General features: G+C 72.6%; 20 protein-coding genes. 12 read left to right on the top strand and 8 right to left on the bottom strand.

All coding sequences use genetic code 11. From position 1 onward, the window contains the following. The 3 genes from HHX33_RS34085 to HHX33_RS34075 form a co-directional block, all read right to left on the bottom strand. Window positions 1–738: biotin/lipoyl-containing protein (locus HHX33_RS34085; RefSeq protein WP_182878162.1), on the bottom strand; the 738-nt coding region annotated here is incomplete at its 3' end. Window positions 739–769: 31 nt separating this feature from the next. Then, on the bottom strand, window positions 770–2149 hold the full coding sequence (lpdA, locus tag HHX33_RS34080) for a dihydrolipoyl dehydrogenase (protein ID WP_182878161.1): 1380 nt from the start codon (window positions 2147–2149) through the stop codon (window positions 770–772). A 146-nt stretch (window positions 2150–2295) separates the two neighbouring features. Further along, window positions 2296–3804: a leucyl aminopeptidase gene (locus HHX33_RS34075; protein ID WP_182878160.1), complete on the bottom strand. Its 1509-nt coding sequence runs from the start codon at window positions 3802–3804 to the stop codon at window positions 2296–2298. A gap of 135 nt (window positions 3805–3939) precedes the next feature. Between HHX33_RS34075 and HHX33_RS34070 the strand changes: the two genes are divergently transcribed. The 3 genes from HHX33_RS34070 (at window position 3940) to HHX33_RS34060 (ending at window position 6814) form a co-directional block, all read left to right on the top strand. Next, window positions 3940–4290: a GntR family transcriptional regulator gene (locus HHX33_RS34070; protein ID WP_259403149.1), complete on the top strand. Its 351-nt coding sequence runs from the start codon at window positions 3940–3942 to the stop codon at window positions 4288–4290. After that, window positions 4287–5288, top strand: a complete 1002-nt coding sequence (locus tag HHX33_RS34065) for a DUF1648 domain-containing protein (protein ID WP_182878158.1) — start codon at window positions 4287–4289, stop codon at window positions 5286–5288. The genes HHX33_RS34070 and HHX33_RS34065 overlap by 4 nt, the downstream gene beginning before the upstream one ends. Window positions 5289–5650: 362 nt before the next feature. After that, window positions 5651–6814: a type II CAAX prenyl endopeptidase Rce1 family protein gene (locus HHX33_RS34060; protein WP_310741638.1), complete on the top strand. Its 1164-nt coding sequence runs from the start codon at window positions 5651–5653 to the stop codon at window positions 6812–6814. A 108-nt stretch (window positions 6815–6922) separates the two neighbouring features. On the opposite strand, the gene HHX33_RS34055 is transcribed toward HHX33_RS34060, so the two are convergent. Further along, window positions 6923–7870 (bottom strand): adenosylcobinamide-GDP ribazoletransferase, encoded by a 948-nt coding sequence (locus HHX33_RS34055; protein ID WP_182878157.1) that lies wholly within the window; start codon window positions 7868–7870, stop codon window positions 6923–6925. Between the two features lie 81 nt (window positions 7871–7951). Then, window positions 7952–9217 carry a bifunctional adenosylcobinamide kinase/adenosylcobinamide-phosphate guanylyltransferase gene (locus HHX33_RS34050; RefSeq protein ID WP_182878156.1) on the bottom strand — a complete coding sequence of 422 codons (1266 nt, stop codon included), beginning with the start codon at window positions 9215–9217 and terminating at the stop codon, window positions 7952–7954. 137 nt (window positions 9218–9354) lie between these two features. On the opposite strand from HHX33_RS34050, the gene HHX33_RS34045 reads away from it, so the two are divergent. Continuing rightward, window positions 9355–9561 carry a hypothetical protein gene (locus HHX33_RS34045; protein WP_117409166.1) on the top strand — a complete coding sequence of 69 codons (207 nt, stop codon included), beginning with the start codon at window positions 9355–9357 and terminating at the stop codon, window positions 9559–9561. Window positions 9562–9635: 74 nt separating this feature from the next. On the opposite strand, the gene HHX33_RS34040 is transcribed toward HHX33_RS34045, so the two are convergent. Continuing rightward, entirely contained in the window at window positions 9636–10634 is a 999-nt protein-coding gene (locus tag HHX33_RS34040; RefSeq protein ID WP_182878155.1) for an aldo/keto reductase family protein, read from the bottom strand. Window positions 10635–10697: 63 nt separating this feature from the next. Between HHX33_RS34040 and HHX33_RS34035 the strand changes: the two genes are divergently transcribed. Next, window positions 10698–11864: a hypothetical protein gene (locus HHX33_RS34035; protein WP_182878154.1), complete on the top strand. Its 1167-nt coding sequence runs from the start codon at window positions 10698–10700 to the stop codon at window positions 11862–11864. Between the two features lie 84 nt (window positions 11865–11948). Here the strand turns inward: HHX33_RS34035 and HHX33_RS34030 are convergent, their stop codons facing one another. Continuing rightward, window positions 11949–12566, bottom strand: coding sequence for a DUF3043 domain-containing protein (locus HHX33_RS34030; protein WP_138462863.1), 618 nt, complete (start codon window positions 12564–12566; stop codon window positions 11949–11951). A gap of 148 nt (window positions 12567–12714) precedes the next feature. Between HHX33_RS34030 and HHX33_RS34025 the strand changes: the two genes are divergently transcribed. The 5 genes from HHX33_RS34025 to HHX33_RS34005 all read left to right on the top strand — a co-directional run bounded on the left by HHX33_RS34025 (window position 12715) and on the right by HHX33_RS34005 (window position 16082). Continuing rightward, window positions 12715–13515 carry a PspA/IM30 family protein gene (locus HHX33_RS34025; RefSeq protein WP_117409170.1) on the top strand — a complete coding sequence of 267 codons (801 nt, stop codon included), beginning with the start codon at window positions 12715–12717 and terminating at the stop codon, window positions 13513–13515. Then, complete coding sequence (locus HHX33_RS34020) at window positions 13512–13790, top strand: PspA-associated protein PspAA (RefSeq protein WP_117409171.1); 279 nt, start codon at window positions 13512–13514, stop codon at window positions 13788–13790. Before HHX33_RS34025 ends, HHX33_RS34020 begins: the two co-directional genes overlap by 4 nt. Further along, entirely contained in the window at window positions 13790–14680 is an 891-nt protein-coding gene (gene htpX / locus HHX33_RS34015; protein WP_117409172.1) for a zinc metalloprotease HtpX, read from the top strand. The genes HHX33_RS34020 and htpX overlap by 1 nt, the downstream gene beginning before the upstream one ends. Window positions 14681–14762: 82 nt before the next feature. Beyond that, entirely contained in the window at window positions 14763–15311 is a 549-nt protein-coding gene (locus HHX33_RS34010) for a PspA-associated protein PspAB (RefSeq protein ID WP_182878153.1), read from the top strand. Window positions 15312–15335: 24 nt separating this feature from the next. Beyond that, the gene (locus HHX33_RS34005) at window positions 15336–16082 is read left to right on the top strand and encodes a maleylpyruvate isomerase family mycothiol-dependent enzyme (protein WP_182878152.1); all 747 of its coding nucleotides are present in this window, start codon (window positions 15336–15338) and stop codon (window positions 16080–16082) included. A 129-nt stretch (window positions 16083–16211) separates the two neighbouring features. On the opposite strand, the gene nadA is transcribed toward HHX33_RS34005, so the two are convergent. Then, entirely contained in the window at window positions 16212–17366 is a 1155-nt protein-coding gene (gene nadA, locus HHX33_RS34000; RefSeq protein ID WP_182878151.1) for a quinolinate synthase NadA, read from the bottom strand. Between the two features lie 196 nt (window positions 17367–17562). Between nadA and erpA the strand changes: the two genes are divergently transcribed. Together erpA and HHX33_RS33990 are read left to right on the top strand one after the other, a co-directional pair. Further along, complete coding sequence (gene erpA, locus HHX33_RS33995; RefSeq protein ID WP_182878150.1) at window positions 17563–17916, top strand: iron-sulfur cluster insertion protein ErpA; 354 nt, start codon at window positions 17563–17565, stop codon at window positions 17914–17916. A 170-nt stretch (window positions 17917–18086) separates the two neighbouring features. Next, window positions 18087–19073, top strand: a complete 987-nt coding sequence (locus HHX33_RS33990) for a carbohydrate kinase family protein (protein ID WP_182878149.1) — start codon at window positions 18087–18089, stop codon at window positions 19071–19073. The last annotated feature ends 197 nt before the right edge of the window (window positions 19074–19270 follow it).

The following is a 19270-nucleotide window of genomic DNA, read 5'->3' as shown; positions in this document are numbered from 1 at the left end:
GGGCGCGGCGGCGGCCGGGGCCGCGGGCGCCTGGGCGGGCGCCGCCTGCGGCGCGGCCGGGGCGGCGGCGGCCTGCTCGCGCTGGACGCGGGCGGCCTCGATCACGTCCTGCTTGCGGATCCGGCCGCCGACGCCGGTGCCGGTCAGCGCATCGAGGTCGACGCCGTGCTCGGCCGCGAGCTTGCGGACCAGCGGCGTGACGTACGGGCTCTCGCCGGACGACGGCAGCGGGGTCGGCTCGGCCGCCGGAGCGGGCTGCGCCGGCTGGGCCTGCGGCTGCGGAGCCGGAGCGGGCTGGGCCTGCGGCTGCGGGGCGGGCTGGGCCTGCGGGGCCGGCTGCGGCGTGACCACGGCGGGCGCGGGCTGCGGGATCGAGGAGATCGGCGCGGGCGCGGGCTCGGGCGCGGCGGCCTGCGGCGCGGGCTGCGGCTCGGGTTCGGGCTGCGGGGCCGGCTCGGGCGCGGCCGGCGCCGGCTCGGCGGCGGCCGGAGCGGCGCCCGCCTCGGAGTCGATCAGCGCGAGCTCGGCGCCGACCTCGACCGTCTCGTCCTCAGCCACGATGATCTTGGTCAGGTAGCCGGCGGACGGCGAAGGGATCTCGGTGTCGACCTTGTCCGTCGACACCTCGAGCAGCGGCTCGTCGGCCTCGACGCGCTCGCCTTCCTTCTTCAGCCAGCGGGTGACGGTGCCCTCGGTAACGCTCTCGCCGAGCTGGGGCATGGTTACGGAGACCGGCATGGTTTCTTCTCTCGCGTTCGCTAGGAGGGCTTCAGTTGTGGACGTGCAGCGGCTTGCCGGCCAGGGCCAGCATCGCCTCGCCGAGGGCCTCGGACTGGGTCGGGTGCGGGTGGATCAGCTGGGCGACGTCGGTGGCCGTGGCCTCCCAGTTGAAGATCAGCTGGGCTTCCGCGATCAGCTCGCCCACCCGGCTGCCGACCATGTGGACGCCGAGCACCCGGCCGTCGCGCTCGGCGACGACCTTGACCTCGCCCTGAGTCTGCAGGATCTTGCTCCGGCCGTTCCCCGCGAGGTTGTAGCTCAGCTCGACGACGTCGTGGCCGCGCTCGCGGGCGACCGACGTGGCGACGCCGACCGACGCGACCTCGGGCTCGGAGTAGGTGATGCGCGGGACGCCGTCGTAGTCGATCGGGACCGGGTTGAGCCCGGCGATGTGCTCGGCCACCAGGATGCCCTCGGCGAAGCCGACGTGGGCGAGCTGCAGCGTGGGGATCAGGTCGCCCACGGCGTACACGCCCGGCACGCTGGTCTGGCAGAACTCGTCGACGAGCACGTAGCCGCGCTCCGTCGAGACGCCGTTCTCCTCGTAGCCGAGACCGGCCGAGACCGGGCCGCGGCCGACCGCGACGAGCATGATCTCGGCGTCGAGGGTCTTGCCGTTCTCCAGCGAGACGACGACCCCGGTGCCGGTGGTCTTGACGCTCTCGAACCGGGCGCCCAGCTCGTACTTGATGCCCCGGCGGCGGAAGGCGCGCTCCAGCAGCTTGGAGCTCGACTCGTCCTCCAGCGGCAGCAGGTGCGGCAGCGCCTCGACGATCGTGACCTCGGCCCCGAACGAGCGCCACACGCTGGCGAACTCGACGCCGATGACGCCGCCGCCCAGGATGACCACCGAGGACGGCACCCGGTCCAGGACCAGCGCGTGGTCGCTGCTGATCACCTTCTCGCCGTCGATGTCGAGGCCGGGCAGCGACTTCGGCACCGAGCCGGTCGCCAGCACGACGTTGCGGCCCTCGTACACCTGGTCGCCGACCGCCACGCGGTTGGGGCCGGCCAGGCGGCCCTCGCCCTCGACCACGGTGATCTTCTTGCTCTTGATGAGCCCGGCGAGGCCCTTGTAGAGGCCCCCGATCACCTTGTCCTTGTACGCGTGGACGCCGGGGACGTCGATGCCCTCCAGCCGGGTGCGCACACCGAACGACTCGCCCTCACGGGCCTGGTCGGCCAGCTCGGCCGCGTGCAGCAGCGCCTTCGTGGGAATGCAGCCGCGGTGCAGGCAGGTGCCCCCGACCTTGTCCTTCTCGATGAGGACGACGTTCATGCCGAGCTCGGCCGCCCGCAGGGCACAGGCGTAACCACCGCTACCGCCACCTAGGACGACGATGTCGTAGGGGCCGCTGCCATCAGCCACTGGAATGCTCCTTGGTCGTATTCACTCCGCCGGATGAGTCCGGCGGCATCTTCTCACTAGTCCCAGGCGATCATGGCCCCGGCCCGCGGGCACGCCGCCACACGCCGTCTTCTGTCGGTCCGGCCTGGTGTCAGGCCGTCTTCCTGTTAAACAGCCCGCTCGGACGTGCCGTTCCCGGCGTACCGCTCCGCGATCGCGACGAGCGTGCGGGTCAGCGCGCCGGTGCCGCCCTTGGGGGTGTAGCCGTGCGGCTCGCCCTTGTTGAACGCGGGCCCGGCCATGTCCACGTGCGCCCACGGGACGCTCTGCGGCACGAACTCCCGCAGGAAGATGCCCGCGGCGAGCATGCTGCCCCAGCGCTCGGGCTGGAGGTTGGCGATGTCGGCGACCGCGGAGTCGAGTCCCTTGCGCAGCTCGGCGGGCAGCGGCATGCCCCAGGCGCCCTCGCCCTGCTCGCCGGCGATGCGGACGACCTCCTCGCGCAGCGCGTCGTCGTTGGCCATCACCCCGGCCGTACGCCAGCCCAGCGCGACGATCTGGGCGCCGGTGAGGGTGGCGACGTCGATGATCACGTCGGGCGCGTCCTCGATGGCGCGGGCGATGCCGTCGATCAGCACCAGGCGGCCCTCGGCGTCGGTGTCGAGCACCTCGACGGTCTTGCCGCTGTAGGTGTGCAGGACGTCGGAGGGGCGCTGGGCGCTGCCGGAGGGCATGTTCTCGGCCAGGCAGAGGTAGCCGACCGCGTTGACGGGCAGGCCCAGCCGGGCGATCGCGAGGAGTGCGCCGAACACGGCGCCCGCGCCGCCCATGTCGGACTTCATCCAGTCCATCGCGGCGCTGGGCTTGAGGGACAGGCCGCCGGAGTCGAACGTGATGCCCTTGCCGACGAAGGCCACCTTCCGGGAGGCCTCGGGGTGGCTGTAGGCGAGACGGACCAGGCGGGGCGGGTTGACCGAGCCCTGGCCGACGCCGACGATGCCGCCGAACCCCTCCTCCTTGAGCCGGACCTCGTCCCAGACCTCCACGGAGAGGCCGGCCTCGCCGCCCTTCTCCTGCGCGATCTCGGCGAAGCGCGCGGGCCACAGGTCGGACGGCGGCGTGTTCACCAGGTCGCGGACGAGGGTGACCGACTCGGCGACCGTCGCCGAGCGCTCGGCGGCCTCCTCGGCCCCGGCCGCGCCGGACAGGACGACGATCTCGCCGACGGGCGGCCTGCGGTCGCCGCCGGTGCGGTATCGCGTGAAGTCGTAGGCGCCCAGCAGGCCGCCCAGCGCCACGGCCGCCGCCTCCGCGGCCGTGCGGGCGGGCAGGGCCAGCGCCGCGGACGGCGTGCCGGCGAGCGACCGTACGGCCGCTCCGGCCGCCCGGCGCAGGGTTTCCTGGTCGTAGTCGCCTTCGGGCGCCTCGCCGAGGCCGACGGCGACGGCGACGGGCGCGGGCAGCGCGCCGAAGGTCGGAATCTTCACGACCTCCTCGGCCTTGCCCGTGAACCCCATCGTCGTGAGGATCTCGGTCAGCCGTCCGTCCAGGGCCTGGTCGAGGCCTTCGCCGCCCGGGGCCGTGCGTGGGCCGTCGGGGGTCGTGTGGATGCCGACTATGAGGGCGCCGGTCTCGGTCGAGACCGCGTCAGACGCGTCGATACGCACTGTGGTCACGTGAGCCGATGCTAGCTGGGCTTACTCGGCTACGCATAAACGAGGGTTCATCCCATCTATGGGTGCGCTCGATGGTGCTGATGGAAACAGCACCAAACGGCAGATAATGCTAATGTAGTTAGCACCATGTTGCTCATGCTCGATCTCAACGACCCGCGTCCCCTGCACGAGCAGGTGAGCGCGGCCATCAAGCGCGCCATCACCACCGGGGACGTCGCGCCGGGCGACCGGCTGCCACCGGCCCGGGACCTGGCCGCCGCGCTGGGAGTCAACGCCAACACGGTCCTGCGGTCGCTACGCGAACTGCGGGACGAGGGCCTGCTGGAGTTCCGCCGGGGGCGCGGCGTGTCCGTGCTCCGGCGGCCCGACGGGCGTGCGGCGCTCCGCGACCGCGTGCGTGACCTGCTCGACGAGGCCGCCCAATACGGGGTCGGTCCCGAAGACGTCCTCGGCATCGTGAAGGAACTCATGAAGGAATCGCCATGACCCACCCGCACCGGACCTCCGACACGGGCGTGCGCGCCCGCTTCCTCCTGGCCACCGCGGCCTGGACCGTCCTGGTCGCCGCCGTGCTCGTGGCGGTGCCGCTGGCGTTCGCCGGCCGGCTCCCCGATCCCGTCGCGAGTCACTGGGGGCCGTCCGGGCAGCCCGACCGGTCCATGCCGCCGGCCGCGCTGACGCTCTTCGCCCTGGTGTGGGCCGTCGTCGCAGGGACGAGTCTCGTCGGGCTGGCGCGGACGCGGAGGGAGATCCGCAGGGCGACGCGCGTCTGGTTCGCCGCCGGGCTGGTCTGGACCGGCGCCTTCCTGATCGGCGTCCAGGCCGTTCCGGTCGCGGCCAACCTCGGCCGGGACGACTGGACCCGGGCGGCCTCGCCGAGCTGGGAGATCGTGGTGGTCGTCGGCGTCGCGTTCGCGCTCGGGGCGCTGGGCCGGCTCGCCGGGCGACTCGGCCCGGACGACGCGCCGCCGGAGCGGGATCGGCCGGGTCCGCTGATCGACCTCGACACCCGGAAGCGGCCGGTGTGGGTGTCCACCGCGACGGCGCCCTGGGCGGTGGGACTGGGGGTCGTGGCGTTCGCCGCGGCGCTGTCGTTCGCCGCGGCCGCCCTGTGGGGCCTCGCCCCCGCGGGCTGGTCCACCGCCCTGCCGCTCGCCCTGGCGGCCGTGATCGGGCTGGCGGTGTCGTCGGTCTCGGTACGGATCGCACCCGAAGGGCTGACCATGGCGTTCGGCCCGCTGCGGTGGCCCTCGCGCACCGTGCGGCTCGACCGGATCGAGCGGGCCTGGGTGGAGTGGAGGTCGCCTGTGCAGGTGGGCGGATGGGGTGTCCGCGGCCTGCCCGGCAGGGCCACCGTGATGATCCGCGGAGGTGACTGCCTGGTCGTGCGCTACACCTCCGGCGGGCAACTCGCCGTCAGCGTGGACGACGCCGAGACCGGCGCCGCCCTGCTCAACGCCCTCGCCGCCCGCAAGACCGCCTGACCGTCGCCGCGCCGCCCCACCGCCCCGCCCTCCGTGAAGCTCCGCTCGGCGACCGGCGCCACCCATCGCCTGATCGCCGCCGCGTTGCCCGCTGCACCGCTGGGCCGCCGTCCCACTGCCGCGACACCGGCCACCCCCGGCGGCGCTCCGCGGGGCGGCGGGCGCTCACCCCGCCTGACCGTCGGCTAGCGCCGCGACGCCGCCCCACCCTCCGCGTCGCCACCCATCGCCTGATCGCCGCCGCGTTCCCCGAGGCGCCGCTTGACCGTCGTCCCACCGCCCGCGACACCGCCTCGCCGTGCCTGCCGCGCGGCAGGACCGGCGTCCGCCTACCGCCCGTCCTCCTTCGAAAGGTGATGACAGTGGTCCGCCGTAACGCCGATGTCTGCCTCTTCCTCCTCGTCGCGTTCGGGGCCTCGTGGCTGATCGCGCTGCCCGTCTGGCTGGGGGCCGTACGGCTCGGCACGCCGGTCTTCGCGCTGGTCGGGGGACTGATGATGCTGACGCCCTCCCTCGGCGTACTGGCCGTGTGGGCCCTGCGGCGGCGCGGCTCGCCGCTGAAGGAGTGGGCGCGGGCGACGGGGCTCACGCTCGGACCGGACCGGGGGAGGACCGCCGCGCTCCTGGCGACGGCCCTGCTCGGCGTGCCGCTTCTCGTGGCCGTCGCACTCCTGATCAGTGCCGCCGCCGGCGTGGTGAGCCTCGATTTCGCCGGGCTCAGTCTCTTCCGCGCGCAACTCGGGGCGGTTCTGGGGCAGGTCCCCATGGACCCGCGGATCCTTTATGTCGTGCAAGCCGTGCAGGCCGTGCTGATCGCCCCGTTCCTGAACGCGATTCCCGCGCTCGGAGAGGAGTGGGGCTGGCGGGGCTGGCTGCTGCCGCGCCTGCTCGGCGATCCCGCCGTCACGCCCGCGCATGCCGCCGGGAACGAGGACGCCGAGGTCGCGCACGCCGGGAACGTCAACGCGGAGGTCGCCGGTGCCGGGGTCGCGAACACCGGGGTCGCGAACACCGGGGTCGCGAACACCGGGGTCGCGAACACCGGGGTCGCGAACACCGGGGTCGCGAACACCGAGGGCGTGAACACAGGGGTCGCGAACACCGAGGGCGTGAACACCGGGGTCGCGGGTGCCGGGGACGGGGCTGCGGGGGAGCGGCGCGGGCGCCGGGTATGGCTCGCGCTGGCGCTGTCCGGGGTGATCTGGGGCCTCTGGCACGCACCCCTGACGCTGAAGGGGTACAACTACCCGGCACTCGGCGCCTGGGCGGCGGTGCTGTTCGTCGGCTTCTGCGTCGTCTTCGGGGCGCTGCTCGGCTGGATGCGGCTGCGCTCGCGCAGCGTGTGGCCCGCGGTCATCGCACACGGCTCGCTGAACGCGGTGACGGGCCTGGCGCTGCTCCTCGGCGACGCGGGCGCCCCGCCGAACCCGGCGCTCGCCGGTGTCACCGGCGTCGTCGGCTGGGCGCTGCTCGCGGTCGTCGTGTTCGTCGCCTTCCGGCTGCGTCCCGTGTCCGCGCCGCGCTGACCCGCCCGGTCGCCGAGGTCGCCGGCGGTCCGGCGGCCGAGCCCGTCGCGGGGCTGCCGGGGCCCCTTCCAGCGAGCCCCTGTTGAATCGGCAGGCGCCGGACGGGCGTCAGACGAGGACGGCGGCGGCCAGCAGCGTCGCCGTCGTGGCCGTCTCCACCAGGGCGCCGAGCACGTCGCCCGTGATGCCGCCAAGGCGCCGTACGGCCCGGCGGCGCAGCAGGGCGGCGGACACCAGCCCGGCGGCCATCGCCAGGAGCAGACCGGCGGTGACGCTCAAACGCGGATCGCCCGAGAGGCGGTACAGCAGCCCGGCGGGCCGGACTCCCACGTCGGCGACCGCCACCGCGACGTTCTCGGCAGCGATGGACGGGCCGGAGTGGTCGCTGGGAGAACCCTGCGCGAATCCGATCAGGGCCGAGACCGCGTCCAGGTGCGGCGGGCTGATCGCGACGAGAGCGAGGACACCCACGGCGGCAGCGGTGGCGACGGCCGCCGCGACGGCCGCGCCCCGCCCTACGGCGCCAGCGACCAGAGCGCCGAGGCCGCCTGGACGGGCGGCGGGCACCCCCGCGCGGCAGGCCCACGTGACGGCCAGCCTGCCGGTGGTGGCGGCCGTCACCAGCATCGGCCAGGCGAACGGGCCGGCCCGCTGGAGTGTCGCGACCTGGAGGAACAGGGTGATCAGGATGGTGACGACTCCGAACGGCCCGATGTCGGAGCGCTTCATCACGTCGAGCGCCCCCTGGGCCGGCTTTCCGCTGCCGAGCCCGTCGGCGAGGTCCGCGAGGCCGTCGAGATGCAGGGCCCGGGTCAGCCACGCGAGCGTCCCGACCGCGAGGACGGCGGCGATCAGCGACGAGCCGGACGCCGCCCAGGCGACCACGAACACGGCGGAGCCCGCCACGCCGAGGGCCATCCCGACGAACGGCGCCAGGGACATGGCGCGGCTCACCACGGAGCGGTCGGCCCGTACGGGCGGCACCGGGAAGATCGTGAGGGTTCCCACGGCGAACCACCAGGCCGCACCGGGACTCACGCGGGGGTCAGAGGGCACGGGGGACGATCGTAGTGGCCCCCCGCTCCCCGGCTCGTGGCTCCTGGCCTGCTGCGGGTGAGGGCGGTGGCGCTGTGGCGATCAGATCGGCAGGGGGACGACCCGGCCGGCGACCACGAGGGCGACCTCCTCGGACTCCCGGGCGAGGGCCTGGTTGAGGCGGCCGAGCGCGTCGCGGAACAGCCTCCCGGCGGCGGTGGCCGGAACCACCCCCAGGCCGGTCTCGTCGCTCACCGCCACCACCCGGGCGCGGGTGCTTCGCCAGGCGTCCACCAGCACCGAACACCGCGCTTCCACCCGGTCGAGGGCGAGGCGGCGAAGGTCTTCCGGGCGGGCGTCGTCCGGCCAGGCGCCGCACTCGTCGAACACGGCGGCGAGCCAGGTGCCGATCCCGTCGACCAGGAACGTCCCCCGGTCGCCGGACAGCACCGCCGCGAGATCGGTGGTCTCCACCGTTCGCCAGTGCGCGGGGCGTCGTTCCCGATGAGCCCGTACGCGGGCCAGCCAGTCCGGGTCGTCGCCCCCGGAGGGCCCGGTGGCGACATAGGTCACCTCAGGCTCGGCGGCCAGACGGAGTTCGGCCTCCTCGGACTTGCCCGACCGGGAACCGCCGAGCAGCAGCGTGCGGCGGGGCCGCCCGCTCCGTTGTGCGGCGCGGACGCCGTTCGTCACCGTGACGTCCGGGGCCGGAGATCCGGCCGCGGGGTCACCCGCACAGGTCTGGTCGCTGGCGGCGACGACGAATCCAGCGTTCGCGGTGTGCCGGACGCTGGTGATGTGGGCAGGACCGCCGGTGATCGGTGCGCTCGCCGTGTCGACGACGGCTCCGTCGGGGACGGCCTCCGCTCCCCAGAAGCCGAGCCTGCGGGCGAGCTCGCCCTCCGAAGGGACGCGGTGGCAGAGGTGCACCGCGACGATCCGGGTGCTCGGCGTCACCCGCCCCCGCCGGCGCAGGTCGCCCAGCCGTTCCGGCCGGTCCGGCAGATCGATGAGCACCACGTCGAAGGGCGCGTCGGGAGGCGAGTCCGGCTCGCCGCGGCCGGACGGCGGGCCCACGGCGTACAGCAGCCTGCCGCCGTCGGGCGTCGTGACCTCGCAGCCGTCCGAAGTGCGGAGTTCCCGGTATCCATCGACCCCCGCGTGCGGCCCTGCTGGAGCGTTCGGCCTGGTCGCGGTGGCCGCCTCCGGTGCCTGACCCGGCTCGGCCGGAGCGAGCCGTACGCGGTCGTCGACCAGGACGGACGCGGGCCGCCGGTGGCCGGGATCGAGGCGTCCGCAGGACGCGCAGGCGCAACCGGGGACAGGCCAGCCCTGGAGCCCGCCGGTGCCCTCCACCCGGACCTTCATGTCGCCCCCCTTCCGCGCTCCGTCGAGATCGGGTAGCCAGGATAGGGTCCGGCTGCACGGCCGTCGCGTCGCGGCGGCCCGGCGTGCGTCCCGGGCGCGGGCGCGGGGACGGCGAGGAAGCGAAGGAGCGGGTGCGGATGATTTGGCGGTGGCGTTACGAGGACGCGAACGGCGGCGAGGTCACGGACCGCCCGCTGCCCCGGGAGATCTTCTCCAGCCAGTCGGACGCGGAGTCGTGGCTGGGGGAGAGCTGGCGCGAACTCCTGGAGGCCGGCGTCGAGCAGGTGTCGCTGCTGGAGGACGAGCGGGTCGAATACTCGGGGATGTCCCTGCGCGCCGAGTGAGGCGCGCGGCGCTCGCCGCCCGGACCCCGTGAACGCGGGAGCCGGGCGGCGCGCCGACGTGATCGGGCTGAGCCTCAGGGACGGCTGGACGGGCTGACGGTCTTGGCCGGGTCACGCTCGACGACGGGCTCCAGCACGTCGTCGATCTTCTTGAGCACCTCGGCGTCGAGCTTCACACCGGTGGCCTTGACGTTGTCGCGCACCTGCTCCGGCTTGGTCGCCCCGACGATGGCCGACGACACGTTGGGGTTCTGCAGCACCCACGCCACGGCGAGCTGGGCCATCGACAGGCCGAGGTCGGCCGCGATCGGCTTGAGGTCCTGCACCCGCCGCAGCACGTCGTCCCGCATCAACCGGTTGATGAAACTAGAGCCGGTGGAGTCGGTGGCGCGCGACCCGGCCGGCGGCGGCTGGCCGGGCAGGTACTTGCCGGTCAGCACGCCCTGCGCGATGGGCGACCAGACGATCTGGCCGAGGCCCTCCTTCTCGCACAGCGGCACGACCTCGGACTCGATGACCCGCCACAGCATCGAGTACTGCGGCTGGTTCGACACCAGCCGGTCGAACCCCATCTCGTCGGCGATCTTCAGTGCCCGCGCGATCTGGTCGGCCGACCACTCGCTGACGCCGACGTAGAGGACCTTGCCCTGCCGTACGAGGTCGTCGAACGCGCGCAGGGTCTCCTCCAGCGGCGTCTCGACGTCGAAGCGGTGTGCCTGGTAGAGGTCCACGTAGTCGGTCTGCAGGCGGCGGAGCGAGCCGTTGATCGACTCCGTGATGTGCTTGCGGGACAGGCCCCGGTCGTTCTTGCCCTCACCCGTCGGCCAGTAGACCTTCGTGAAGATCTCCAGCGACTCGCGGCGCACGCCTTTCAGCGCGCGGCCGAGCACCTCCTCCGCCCGGGTCCCGGCGTAGACGTCGGCGGTGTCGAAGGTCGTGATCCCCTCGTCGAGGGCCGCGCGGACGCACTCGACGGCGGCGTCCTCCTCCACCTGGGAACCGTGGGTGATCCAGTTTCCGTAGCTGATCTCACTGACCATGAGGCCGCTGCGGCCAAGATGACGGTATTCCATGCCCCTGACATTAGGTCATGAGTCTCGGCACCCCGGTGATCGGATCGCGGTAAGGTGCCCGGCGTGCGCCGGTTGATCTCTTCTCGTCCCGTACGGCTGGCACTGCTGGCCGCGCTGGTCGCGGGGGCCGCCGCCGGGCTGGTCCTGGCCGCGCGGCGACGCCGGGCCGCCACGCCTGTAGGGCCGTCCCGGGCCACCACCTCGCCGTCCCAGGGGGAGAGCGGGGACGCGGAGGCACGGCGCGGCCCGGAGCCGGTGCTGGGGTGGGCCACCGAGGAGGACCTGGAGCGGTACCGGCGGCCGGAGGGCGGCGCTCCCGTCGCCCGCCTTCTGGGGGGACTCCCGCCGATCAAGGGGATCGTGCCGCCGCGCGGGACGAGGGCGCGCCGCTGGACGGCGGCGGCGGTCGTGTCGATCGGCCTGCTGGCCCTCGGCGCGCAGGTGCTGGAGAGCGCCGTGTTCACTCCGGATGCCTGGACGTCGTACGGCGGGGCGGCCTACGCGGGGGACTACTCGGAGCCGTGCCCGGCGGACGCCTGCTGGCTGGGGTGGGAAACCGCGTCCCTCTACGACAAGTCCTGTGCGGCGGCCGGGTGCGGGGTGGCGGATCCCGGGTACGCGGAGGACGGGGAGCCCGTGACGGCGGAGCCGGAGACGTCTCCCGGCCCCCAGTGCGTGCTCCATCCGGCGCCCCCGGGAACGCCGGTCGTACGGCCGGTCTCCCGCCGCGTGACCGCCGGGGTCAACCGGCAGTGGCGGCGGATCGAGCGCTGGCTCAGGGCGCACGCGCCGCGGACGTACGCCTCCCTGAACGGCCCGGCGGCTCCGCGACTGGTGGCCAGGGCGGAGGAACGGCTCGGGACCCGGCTGCCCGACTCCCTGCGGGCGTCGCTGCTGCGTCACGACGGCTCTCGTGGCGGCGCGAGCTTCCGGTTCCCGACGTCCGACCTGATGATGAGCACGCGGGAGATGGTCTCCGCCTGGCCGGAGGCGTGCGGGATGGGCGGCGTCCCCGTCGCCCGCGCCGTGGACTTCGGCGGCTACCTGGTGACCGACGCCGCCACCGGCGGGGTCGGCGCGGCGTCGCCGGAGTTGCCGTACTACCAGGCCGGCTGGTCGTCCTACTACGCGCTGCTGCGGGCCACGGCCGACGCGCTCACCCGTGACGCCGCGTCCGGCGGTTTCCGGCCGGTGGTGCGTCGCGGCGTGCTGGACTGGACGTCCGCCTGATCCACGCGCGGGTGGCACCAGGCGGGCGTCGCCGTCCGGGACTCACCGTGCGGGGATCAGCGGGCGGGGATCAGCGGGCGGGCGTCACTTCTTCAGCTCGACCGGGATGCCGCCGGGCAGGACGGTGGGCTTGGGGAAGCGCAGGCGTCGCATCTGCGACGACCGCATCGCCGCGTAGAAGCCGATGCCCTTGAGGCTCTCGCCCGGGAACTTCTCCGCCGCCTCCTTCTTCACGCGTCCGGCGACGTAGAACGAGCCGGCCAGCACCAGCACCATCACGACCGGCAGGGACAACGTGTAGACCAGGAGGACCGCCGAGCGGACCTGGATCGGGAACGGCACCATCGACAGCAGCATGATGACGAAGACGACGGGCAGGAAGTACTGCCCGGGCAGGCGCCGCGAGTCGACCCAGTCACGGGCGAACTTGCGCACCGGGCCGCGGTCGCGTACGGGGAGCGCCCGCTCGTCTCCGCGCAGCATGGCCTCACGCTGCCGCGCCCGCAGCGCCTTGTCGCGCTCGCGGGCCAGGCGGTAGGCCTCTTTGCGGTTGGAGGGCGCGGTCACCGGGGAGCGGCGGCGGCCCTGCGCCTCGCTCCGTTTGGGAGTGGGACGGCCCTTGCCCGGGGTGCCGTGGGGCTTAGGATCCTCTACAGGGACGGGGGAGTCCTCCGCAGAGGTCTGGGTGCGACGTCGGAACACGTCGCCCAGCCTACCGGGAGTGCAACTTAGTGACGCCCTCGCGCGTTATGCGTAGGGTGAACCCAGGCGGTTCCGCCGCCTGGGCAAGGGGCTTTAGACGGCTGGGGTCACCCACGCAGGACCTTGGAGAAGGGGACGGCCGACGCGCATGAGCGTGATGAAGAGACTTTCCATGATCTTCAAGTCCAAGGCCAACAAGGCCTTGGACAAGATGGAGGATCCGCGGGAGACGCTGGACTATTCCTATCAGCGGCAGCTTGAACTGCTGCAGAAGGTCCGCCGTGGCGTGGCCGACGTGGCCACCAGCCGCAAGCGGGTGGAGCTGCAGATCAACCAGCTCGAGAGCCAGACCTCGAAGCTGGAGAACCAGAGCAGGCAGGCGCTGTCGGCCGGGCGCGAGGACCTCGCTCGCGAGGCGCTGACCCGCCGCAACGGTCTGAACGCCCAGATCGCCGACCTGCGGCTCCAGTACAGCAACCTCCAGGGCGAGGAGGAGAAGCTCACTCTCGCCAGCCAGCGGCTCCAGGCCAAGGTCGACTCCTTCCGTACGAAGAAGGAGACCATCAAGGCCACCTACACGGCGGCCGAGGCCCAGACGCGCATCAACGAGGCGTTCTCCGGCATCTCGGAGGAGATGGGCGACGTCGGCCTGGCCATCCAGCGGGCCGAGGACAAGACCGCGCAGATGCAGGCCCGTGCCGGTGCGATCGACGAGCTGCTGGCCAGCGGCGCGCTGGACGACTTCACCGGGCAGCGCGACGACATCCAGGCGGAGCTCGACCGCATGGGCGGCGGCCAGGACGTGGAGCTCGAACTGGCCAGGATGAAGGCCGAGCTCGGTCAGGGCCCGGCGCCGCAGAGCGCCATCGAGGCGGGGCAGCAGGGCCAGGCGGCCCCGGCCGCCCAGCAGCACACGCAGCAGCTCCGTAAGCCGGGGGAGGGGTTGTGATAGTCCGGATCATGGGCGAGGGGCAGGTGGAGATCGCCCCCGCCGACATCGACGTGCTGAACGAGCTCGACGGCGAGCTTGAGGCCGCCATCGAGACGGACGACGAGACGCAGTTCCGTGCCAAGCTGCACGCGCTGCTCGACAAGGTCCGCGACGTGGGCAGGCCGCTGGCGGACGACTCCCTGGAGCCGTCCGAGCTGATCCTGCCGCCGGCCGACGCCTCGATCGAGGAGGTGCGGGAGATGCTCGGGGACACCGGGCTCATCCCCGGCTGATGACTTCCACGCGGTTCGCCCCTGATCGCGGCCTCAGCGTGCGGATGACCGTGACGATGTTCCTGCTCGGGCTGCTCTACGTGGCGTTCATGGCCGTCCTGGTCGCGGTGGGCGTCCGGGCGGTCATGGTCCTCGTGATCGCCGCGGGCCTCCTGCTGGTGCAGTACTTCCTGTCCGACAAGATCGCGTTGTTCGCGATGAACGGACGGGAGGTCTCCCCGCAGGAGGCTCCTGAGCTGCACGGGATCGTCGACCGGCTGAGCGCGCTGGCGGGGATGCCCAAGCCGCGGGTGGCGATCGCGGACTCGGACATGCCGAACGCGTTCGCCACGGGGCGCGACCAGAAGCACGCGGTGGTCTGCGTGACCACCGGCATCCTGCGCCGGCTCGACGCGCAGGAGCTGGAAGGGGTGCTGGCGCACGAGCTGTCGCACGTCGCCCACCGGGACGTCGCGGTGATGACGATCGCCTCCTTCCTCGGGATCGTGGCCGGGCTGATGACCCGCTTCTCGCTGTACGCCGGGCTGGGCAACCGCAGGGACAACAACGGCCCGCCGATCGGGCTGATCATCTTCGCGGTCTCCGGCCTGGTCTACGCCGTCAGCTTCCTGCTGACGCGGGCGCTGTCGCGGTACCGGGAGCTGGCCGCCGACCGCGCGGGAGCGCTGCTCACGCAGCGGCCGAGCGCCCTGGCCAGCGCCCTCACCAAGATCAGCGGAGATATCGCCCGGATCCCGACCCGGGACCTGCGCGAGGCCCAGCCGTTCAACGCCTTCTACTTCGCGCCCGCCCTGTCGGGCCAGAGCGTCGCCTCGCTGCTGTCGACCCATCCGCCGCTGGAGCGCCGGCTGGAGCAGCTCGCCAAGATCTCCGCGGCCCTGGGCCGCTGATGACGGGCCGGCTGATGGTTGCGACGGCTGATGGTCGGTACGGGGCTGATGGTTGGGGGCCGCTGATGGGCCGGGAGCGCTGATGGGCTGGTTCGACGCCCTGCTCGGCCGGTCGAAGGCCGCGAGACCGAACCTGGACGCGTTGTTCGGCCTGCCGTCCGCCGCCGTCACCCTGCGCGCCGCCACCGGCTTCGCCCCGGCGGGCACCGGCTCGGTCTGCTTCCGGGCGGCCGAGGGAGGCGCGTTCGCCCGGCTCCAGCAGGAGATCGAGGCCCTGATGGGCGAGACGCAGGTGTCGCAGGACTCGTACGGCTACACCTGGGTGTCGGTGCGCAACCCCGACGTGGCCGGGCTCGTGACCGACCTGCACGCCGCGAACTCGTCGCTGGAGTCGGCCGGGTTCGGGCCCTCGCTGCTGTGCACGCTGGTGACGTTCGCCGATTCCTCGCAGCGGAAGCTGGCGATCGTCTATCTCTACAAGCGCGGCACGTTCTACCCGTTCGCTCCCGCCGGGGAGCCGCGCCGCGACAACGCGCTGGAACTGCAGGTCCGGGGCGTCCTCGGCCAAGAGCTCAAGATCGAGCCCGATCTCGCGAGCTGGTTCCCCGTGTGGGGCGCGCCGGGCCTGTGAGTGTCGTCGGCCACCGGAGGCAGCATGAGTGACTGGACCCACCTGAGACGCACCGAGGCGGCGGCCCGGGAGATCGGCCTGATGGCCGACGCCGTACGAGGACGGGACGGCGGCACTCCGGTCCCGACCTGCCCCGGATGGGACCTCCGGGCGCTGGCCGAGCACACCGGGGCGGTCCATCGGTGGGCGGCCGCGATGGTCCGCGACGCCGCGGCGCACCGCTATCCCCGCGAGGAGATGGACCACGGGTATCCCGCCGATTTCGCCGGCTTCGCCGACTGGCTGCGGGCCGGAGCCGTGCTGCTGACCGAGGCCATGAAGAGCCGCGACCCGGAGACGGAGGTGTGGGGCTGGGCGGGGGAGCGGAGCGCGGCGTTCTGGTCCCGGCGGCAGTTGCACGAGACCGTCGTCCACCGCGCCGACGCGGAGATCGCCCTCGGCATCGCGCCCGAGATCGACGAGGACGTCGCGGCGGACGGGGTGGCGGAGTTCTTCGACGTGCTTCCGTACGCCCGATGGCGCCCGTTGCTCGCCGAGCTCCGAGGTGACGGGGAGACCATCTCCTGGCGGGCCGGTACGGGCGGGGCCTGGCTCGTGCGACTCACCCCCGAGGGCTTCGCGCACGAGAGGTCCGACGCCCCCGGCGACGTGACCGTGCGCACGGAGACGACCGGGGATCTGATGCTGACCCTGTGGGGGCGGCACGAACCCACCGCAGTAGAGGGCGACGCCGGGCTGCTGCACTGGTGGCGCGAACGCGCCCGGATCTGAGCGAACGCGCCGGGGTTCGAGCGGAGGCGCCGGGGTTCGAGCGGAGGCGCCGGGGTTCGTGTGCGGCGCCGAGGGCCTCGACGCGAGAGGCGCCCCCGAAGTGGCTTCGGGGGCGCATCTCGCGTCTCGTTACGGCAGGGCGAGCATGCGGTCGAGGGCGACCTTGGCCCAGTGGGTGGTGTCAGCGTCGACCGTGATCTGGTTGACGACCTCGCCCGCGGCCAGCGACTCCAGCGCCCAGACCAGGTGCGGCAGGTCGATGCGGTTCATCGTGGAGCAGTAGCACACGGTCCGGTCGAGGAACGTGATGGTCTTGTCGGGGAACCGGTCCGCCAGGCGGCGCACCAGGTTCAGCTCCGTGCCGACGGCCCAGGAGGACCCGGCGGGAGCCTCTTCCAGCTTCTTGATGATGTACTCGGTCGAGCCGACGAAGTCCGCCTTGTTGACGACCTCGTGGCGGCACTCGGGGTGGACGAGCACGTTGACCCCCGGAATGCGGGCCCGCACCTCGTCCACGCACTCCGCGGAGAAGCGGCCGTGGACCGAGCAGTGGCCCTTCCAAAGGATCATCTTCGCGTTCTCGAGCTGCTCACGGGTGAGGCCGCCGTTCGGGCGGTGCGGGTTGTAGACCACGCAGTCGTCGAGCGACAGGCCCATCTCCAGCACGGCGGTGTTACGCCCGAGGTGCTGGTCGGGCAGGAACAGGACCTGCTCGCCCTGCTCGAAGGCCCAGTCGAGGGCGCGCCGGGCGTTGGAGGAGGTGCACACGGCGCCGCCGTTGCGCCCGCAGAACGCCTTGATGTCCGCGCTGGAGTTCATGTACGTGATCGGCACGACGCGGTCGGCGATCCCCGCGTCTTCCAGGGCGTCCCAGCAGTCCTCCACCTGGGAGAAAGTGGCCATGTCGGCCATCGAGCAGCCGGCGGCCAGGTCGGGGAGGACGACCTTCTGCGTGTCACCGGTCAGGATGTCGGCCGACTCGGCCATGAAGTGGACGCCGCAGAAGACGACGTACTCGGCCTCCGGCCGGGCCGCGGCCTCCCGGGCGAGCTTGAACGAGTCGCCCGTCACGTCGGCGAACTGGATGACCTCGTCGCGCTGGTAGTGGTGACCGAGCACGAACAGCCGGTCGCCCAGCCGCTCCTTGGCCGCGCGGGCGCGCTCCACCAGCGCCGGGTCGGACGCGGGAGGCAGCTCGCCCGGGCAGTCGACGCCGCGCTCGCTGTGCGCGTCGGTGCCCTGGCCGAGGATGAAGAGCGGAAGGCCGGTCTCGGTGATCGTCACGACCACACCCCCTAGGGGACTTATCGTCTAACTGACGACTAATCATTACACATCGTTTCGCCCTGTTCGTCCGTGGGGTTGCGGGTACACCCGTGGAATGTGTAGGGACCGGCGGGTGTTGGTAGCGTCTAGGTAGGACGTCAGAACCATTCGACCGCTCCGGGTGGGCGGTTGGCGCAGACGCGGGAGTCAGCACATGACGGTTGAGAGCAGCGAGACCACGCAGCAGGGCCTGATCCTGACTGACGCGGCCGCCGGGAAGGTCAAGAGCCTGCTGGAGCAGCAGGGCGAGGATGGGCTGCAGCTCCGGGTGGCCGTCCAGCCGGGTGGCTGCTCCGGTCTGCGCTACCAGCTCTTCTTCGACGACCGTTCCATGGACGGCGACGTGGTCTCCACCTTCGGCGGCGTGAACGTCGTCACCGACCGGATGAGCGCGCCGTACCTCGTCGGCGCCACGGTCGACTTCGTCGACACGATCGAGAAGCAGGGGTTCACGATCGACAACCCCAACGCGACGGGCTCGTGCGCCTGCGGCGACTCGTTCAACTGACGGCGCCGCCGCGCCCGGCGGCCGGGATCTGAGCGCCCCGCACGGACATCGTCTGTGCGGGGCGTCGTCATGCCTGAGACGGTACGCTCGACAGGTTCGGCGGGAGCACCGTCCCCGCCCCCTGTCTTCCTGACTGTCTCCCTGATGCTGACAACGAGGAGAATGGCCCCGTGCGCATCGCCGTCACCGGCTCCATCGCCACCGACAACCTGATGACGTTCCCCGGCCGCTTCGGCGACCAGCTGATCGCCGAGCAGCTCGACCGGGTGTCCCTGTCGTTCCTCGTGGACGACCTGCAGATCCGCCGCGGCGGCTGCGCGGGCAACATCGCCTTCGGGATGGGCTGCCTGGGGCTCACCCCCGTCCTCGTCGGCGCGGTCGGCACCGACTTCGCCGACTACCGCTCCTGGCTGGAGCGGCACGGCGTCGACTGCGCCTCCCTCCACGTCTCCGAGCTGCGCCACACCGCGCGCTTCCTGTGCACCACGGACGAGGACCACAACCAGATCGCGTCGTTCTACACCGGCGCCATGGCGGAGGCCCGGGAGATCGAGCTGGGACCGATCGCCGAGCGTGTGGGCGGGCTCGACCTGGTCCTGATCAGCCCCAACGACCCGGAGGCGATGCTGCGGCACACCGACGAGGCGCGCACCCGCGGCATCCCGTTCGCGGCGGACGTGTCGCAGCAGCTCGCCCGGATGCCCGGCGAGGAGATCCGCAGGCTCGTCGACGGCGCGGCCTACCTGTTCAGCAACGACTACGAGCTCGGGCTCATCGCCCAGAAGACCGGATGGTCGGACGAGGAGATCCTCGACCGGGTCGGCGTACGGGTGACCACCCTCGGCCCCAAGGGCGCCAGGATCGACCGCAAGGGCGAGCCCTCGATCCACGTCCCGCCGGCTCCCGAGCTCGGCAAGGCCGACCCCACCGGGGTGGGCGACGCCTTCCGCGCCGGGTTCCTCGCGGGCCTCGCCTGGGGGCTGTCGCTCGAACGCTGCGGCCAGATCGGCAACCTCATCGCCACCCACGTGCTGGAGCGGGTCGGCGGCCAGGAGTACGAGCTGCGCCAGGGCGTCTTCGTCGAGCGCTTCGCCTCGGCGTACGGCCAGGAGGCCGCGGACGAGGTGGCCGCCCACGCCCGCTGCCACTACGCCTGACGCTCCGCCTCTCCACACCCTCGTGACCCGTGGTTCGCCCCGGCAGTGCCCGCGGCGAACCACGAGGTCGCTAGTGTCCTGCGCCTGAAATTCGTCGGCAATATCGTGCGAGGGATTCGAGGATCTCCTCTGCGGTCTTCTTCCATACGAACGGCCGGGGGTTGTCGTTCCACTGGGCGATCCAGTCCCGGATGTCC

This window comes from Microbispora sp. H10670 (assembly GCF_014161385.1).
GTDB classification, from domain to species: domain Bacteria; phylum Actinomycetota; class Actinomycetes; order Streptosporangiales; family Streptosporangiaceae; genus Microbispora; species Microbispora triticiradicis.
The sequence above is the reverse complement of the archived record's forward strand: the minus strand, read 5'-3'. Positions and strand labels throughout refer to the sequence as shown.

Coding starts and splice junctions, on each gene's coding strand:
- HHX33_RS34050 (WP_182878156.1), bottom strand. CDS start 9,217: ATGAAGGTCCGGGTGGAGGGCACCGGCGGGCTCCAGGGCTGGCCTGTC.
- HHX33_RS34045 (WP_117409166.1), top strand. CDS start 9,355: ATGATTTGGCGGTGGCGTTACGAGGACGCGAACGGCGGCGAGGTCACG.
- HHX33_RS34025 (WP_117409170.1), top strand. CDS start 12,715: ATGAGCGTGATGAAGAGACTTTCCATGATCTTCAAGTCCAAGGCCAAC.
- htpX (WP_117409172.1), top strand. CDS start 13,790: ATGACTTCCACGCGGTTCGCCCCTGATCGCGGCCTCAGCGTGCGGATG.
- HHX33_RS34005 (WP_182878152.1), top strand. CDS start 15,336: ATGAGTGACTGGACCCACCTGAGACGCACCGAGGCGGCGGCCCGGGAG.
- HHX33_RS34065 (WP_182878158.1), top strand. CDS start 4,287: ATGACCCACCCGCACCGGACCTCCGACACGGGCGTGCGCGCCCGCTTC.
- HHX33_RS34010 (WP_182878153.1), top strand. CDS start 14,763: ATGGGCTGGTTCGACGCCCTGCTCGGCCGGTCGAAGGCCGCGAGACCG.
- HHX33_RS34040 (WP_182878155.1), bottom strand. CDS start 10,634: ATGGAATACCGTCATCTTGGCCGCAGCGGCCTCATGGTCAGTGAGATC.
- HHX33_RS34070 (WP_259403149.1), top strand. CDS start 3,940: ATGCTCGATCTCAACGACCCGCGTCCCCTGCACGAGCAGGTGAGCGCG.
- erpA (WP_182878150.1), top strand. CDS start 17,563: ATGACGGTTGAGAGCAGCGAGACCACGCAGCAGGGCCTGATCCTGACT.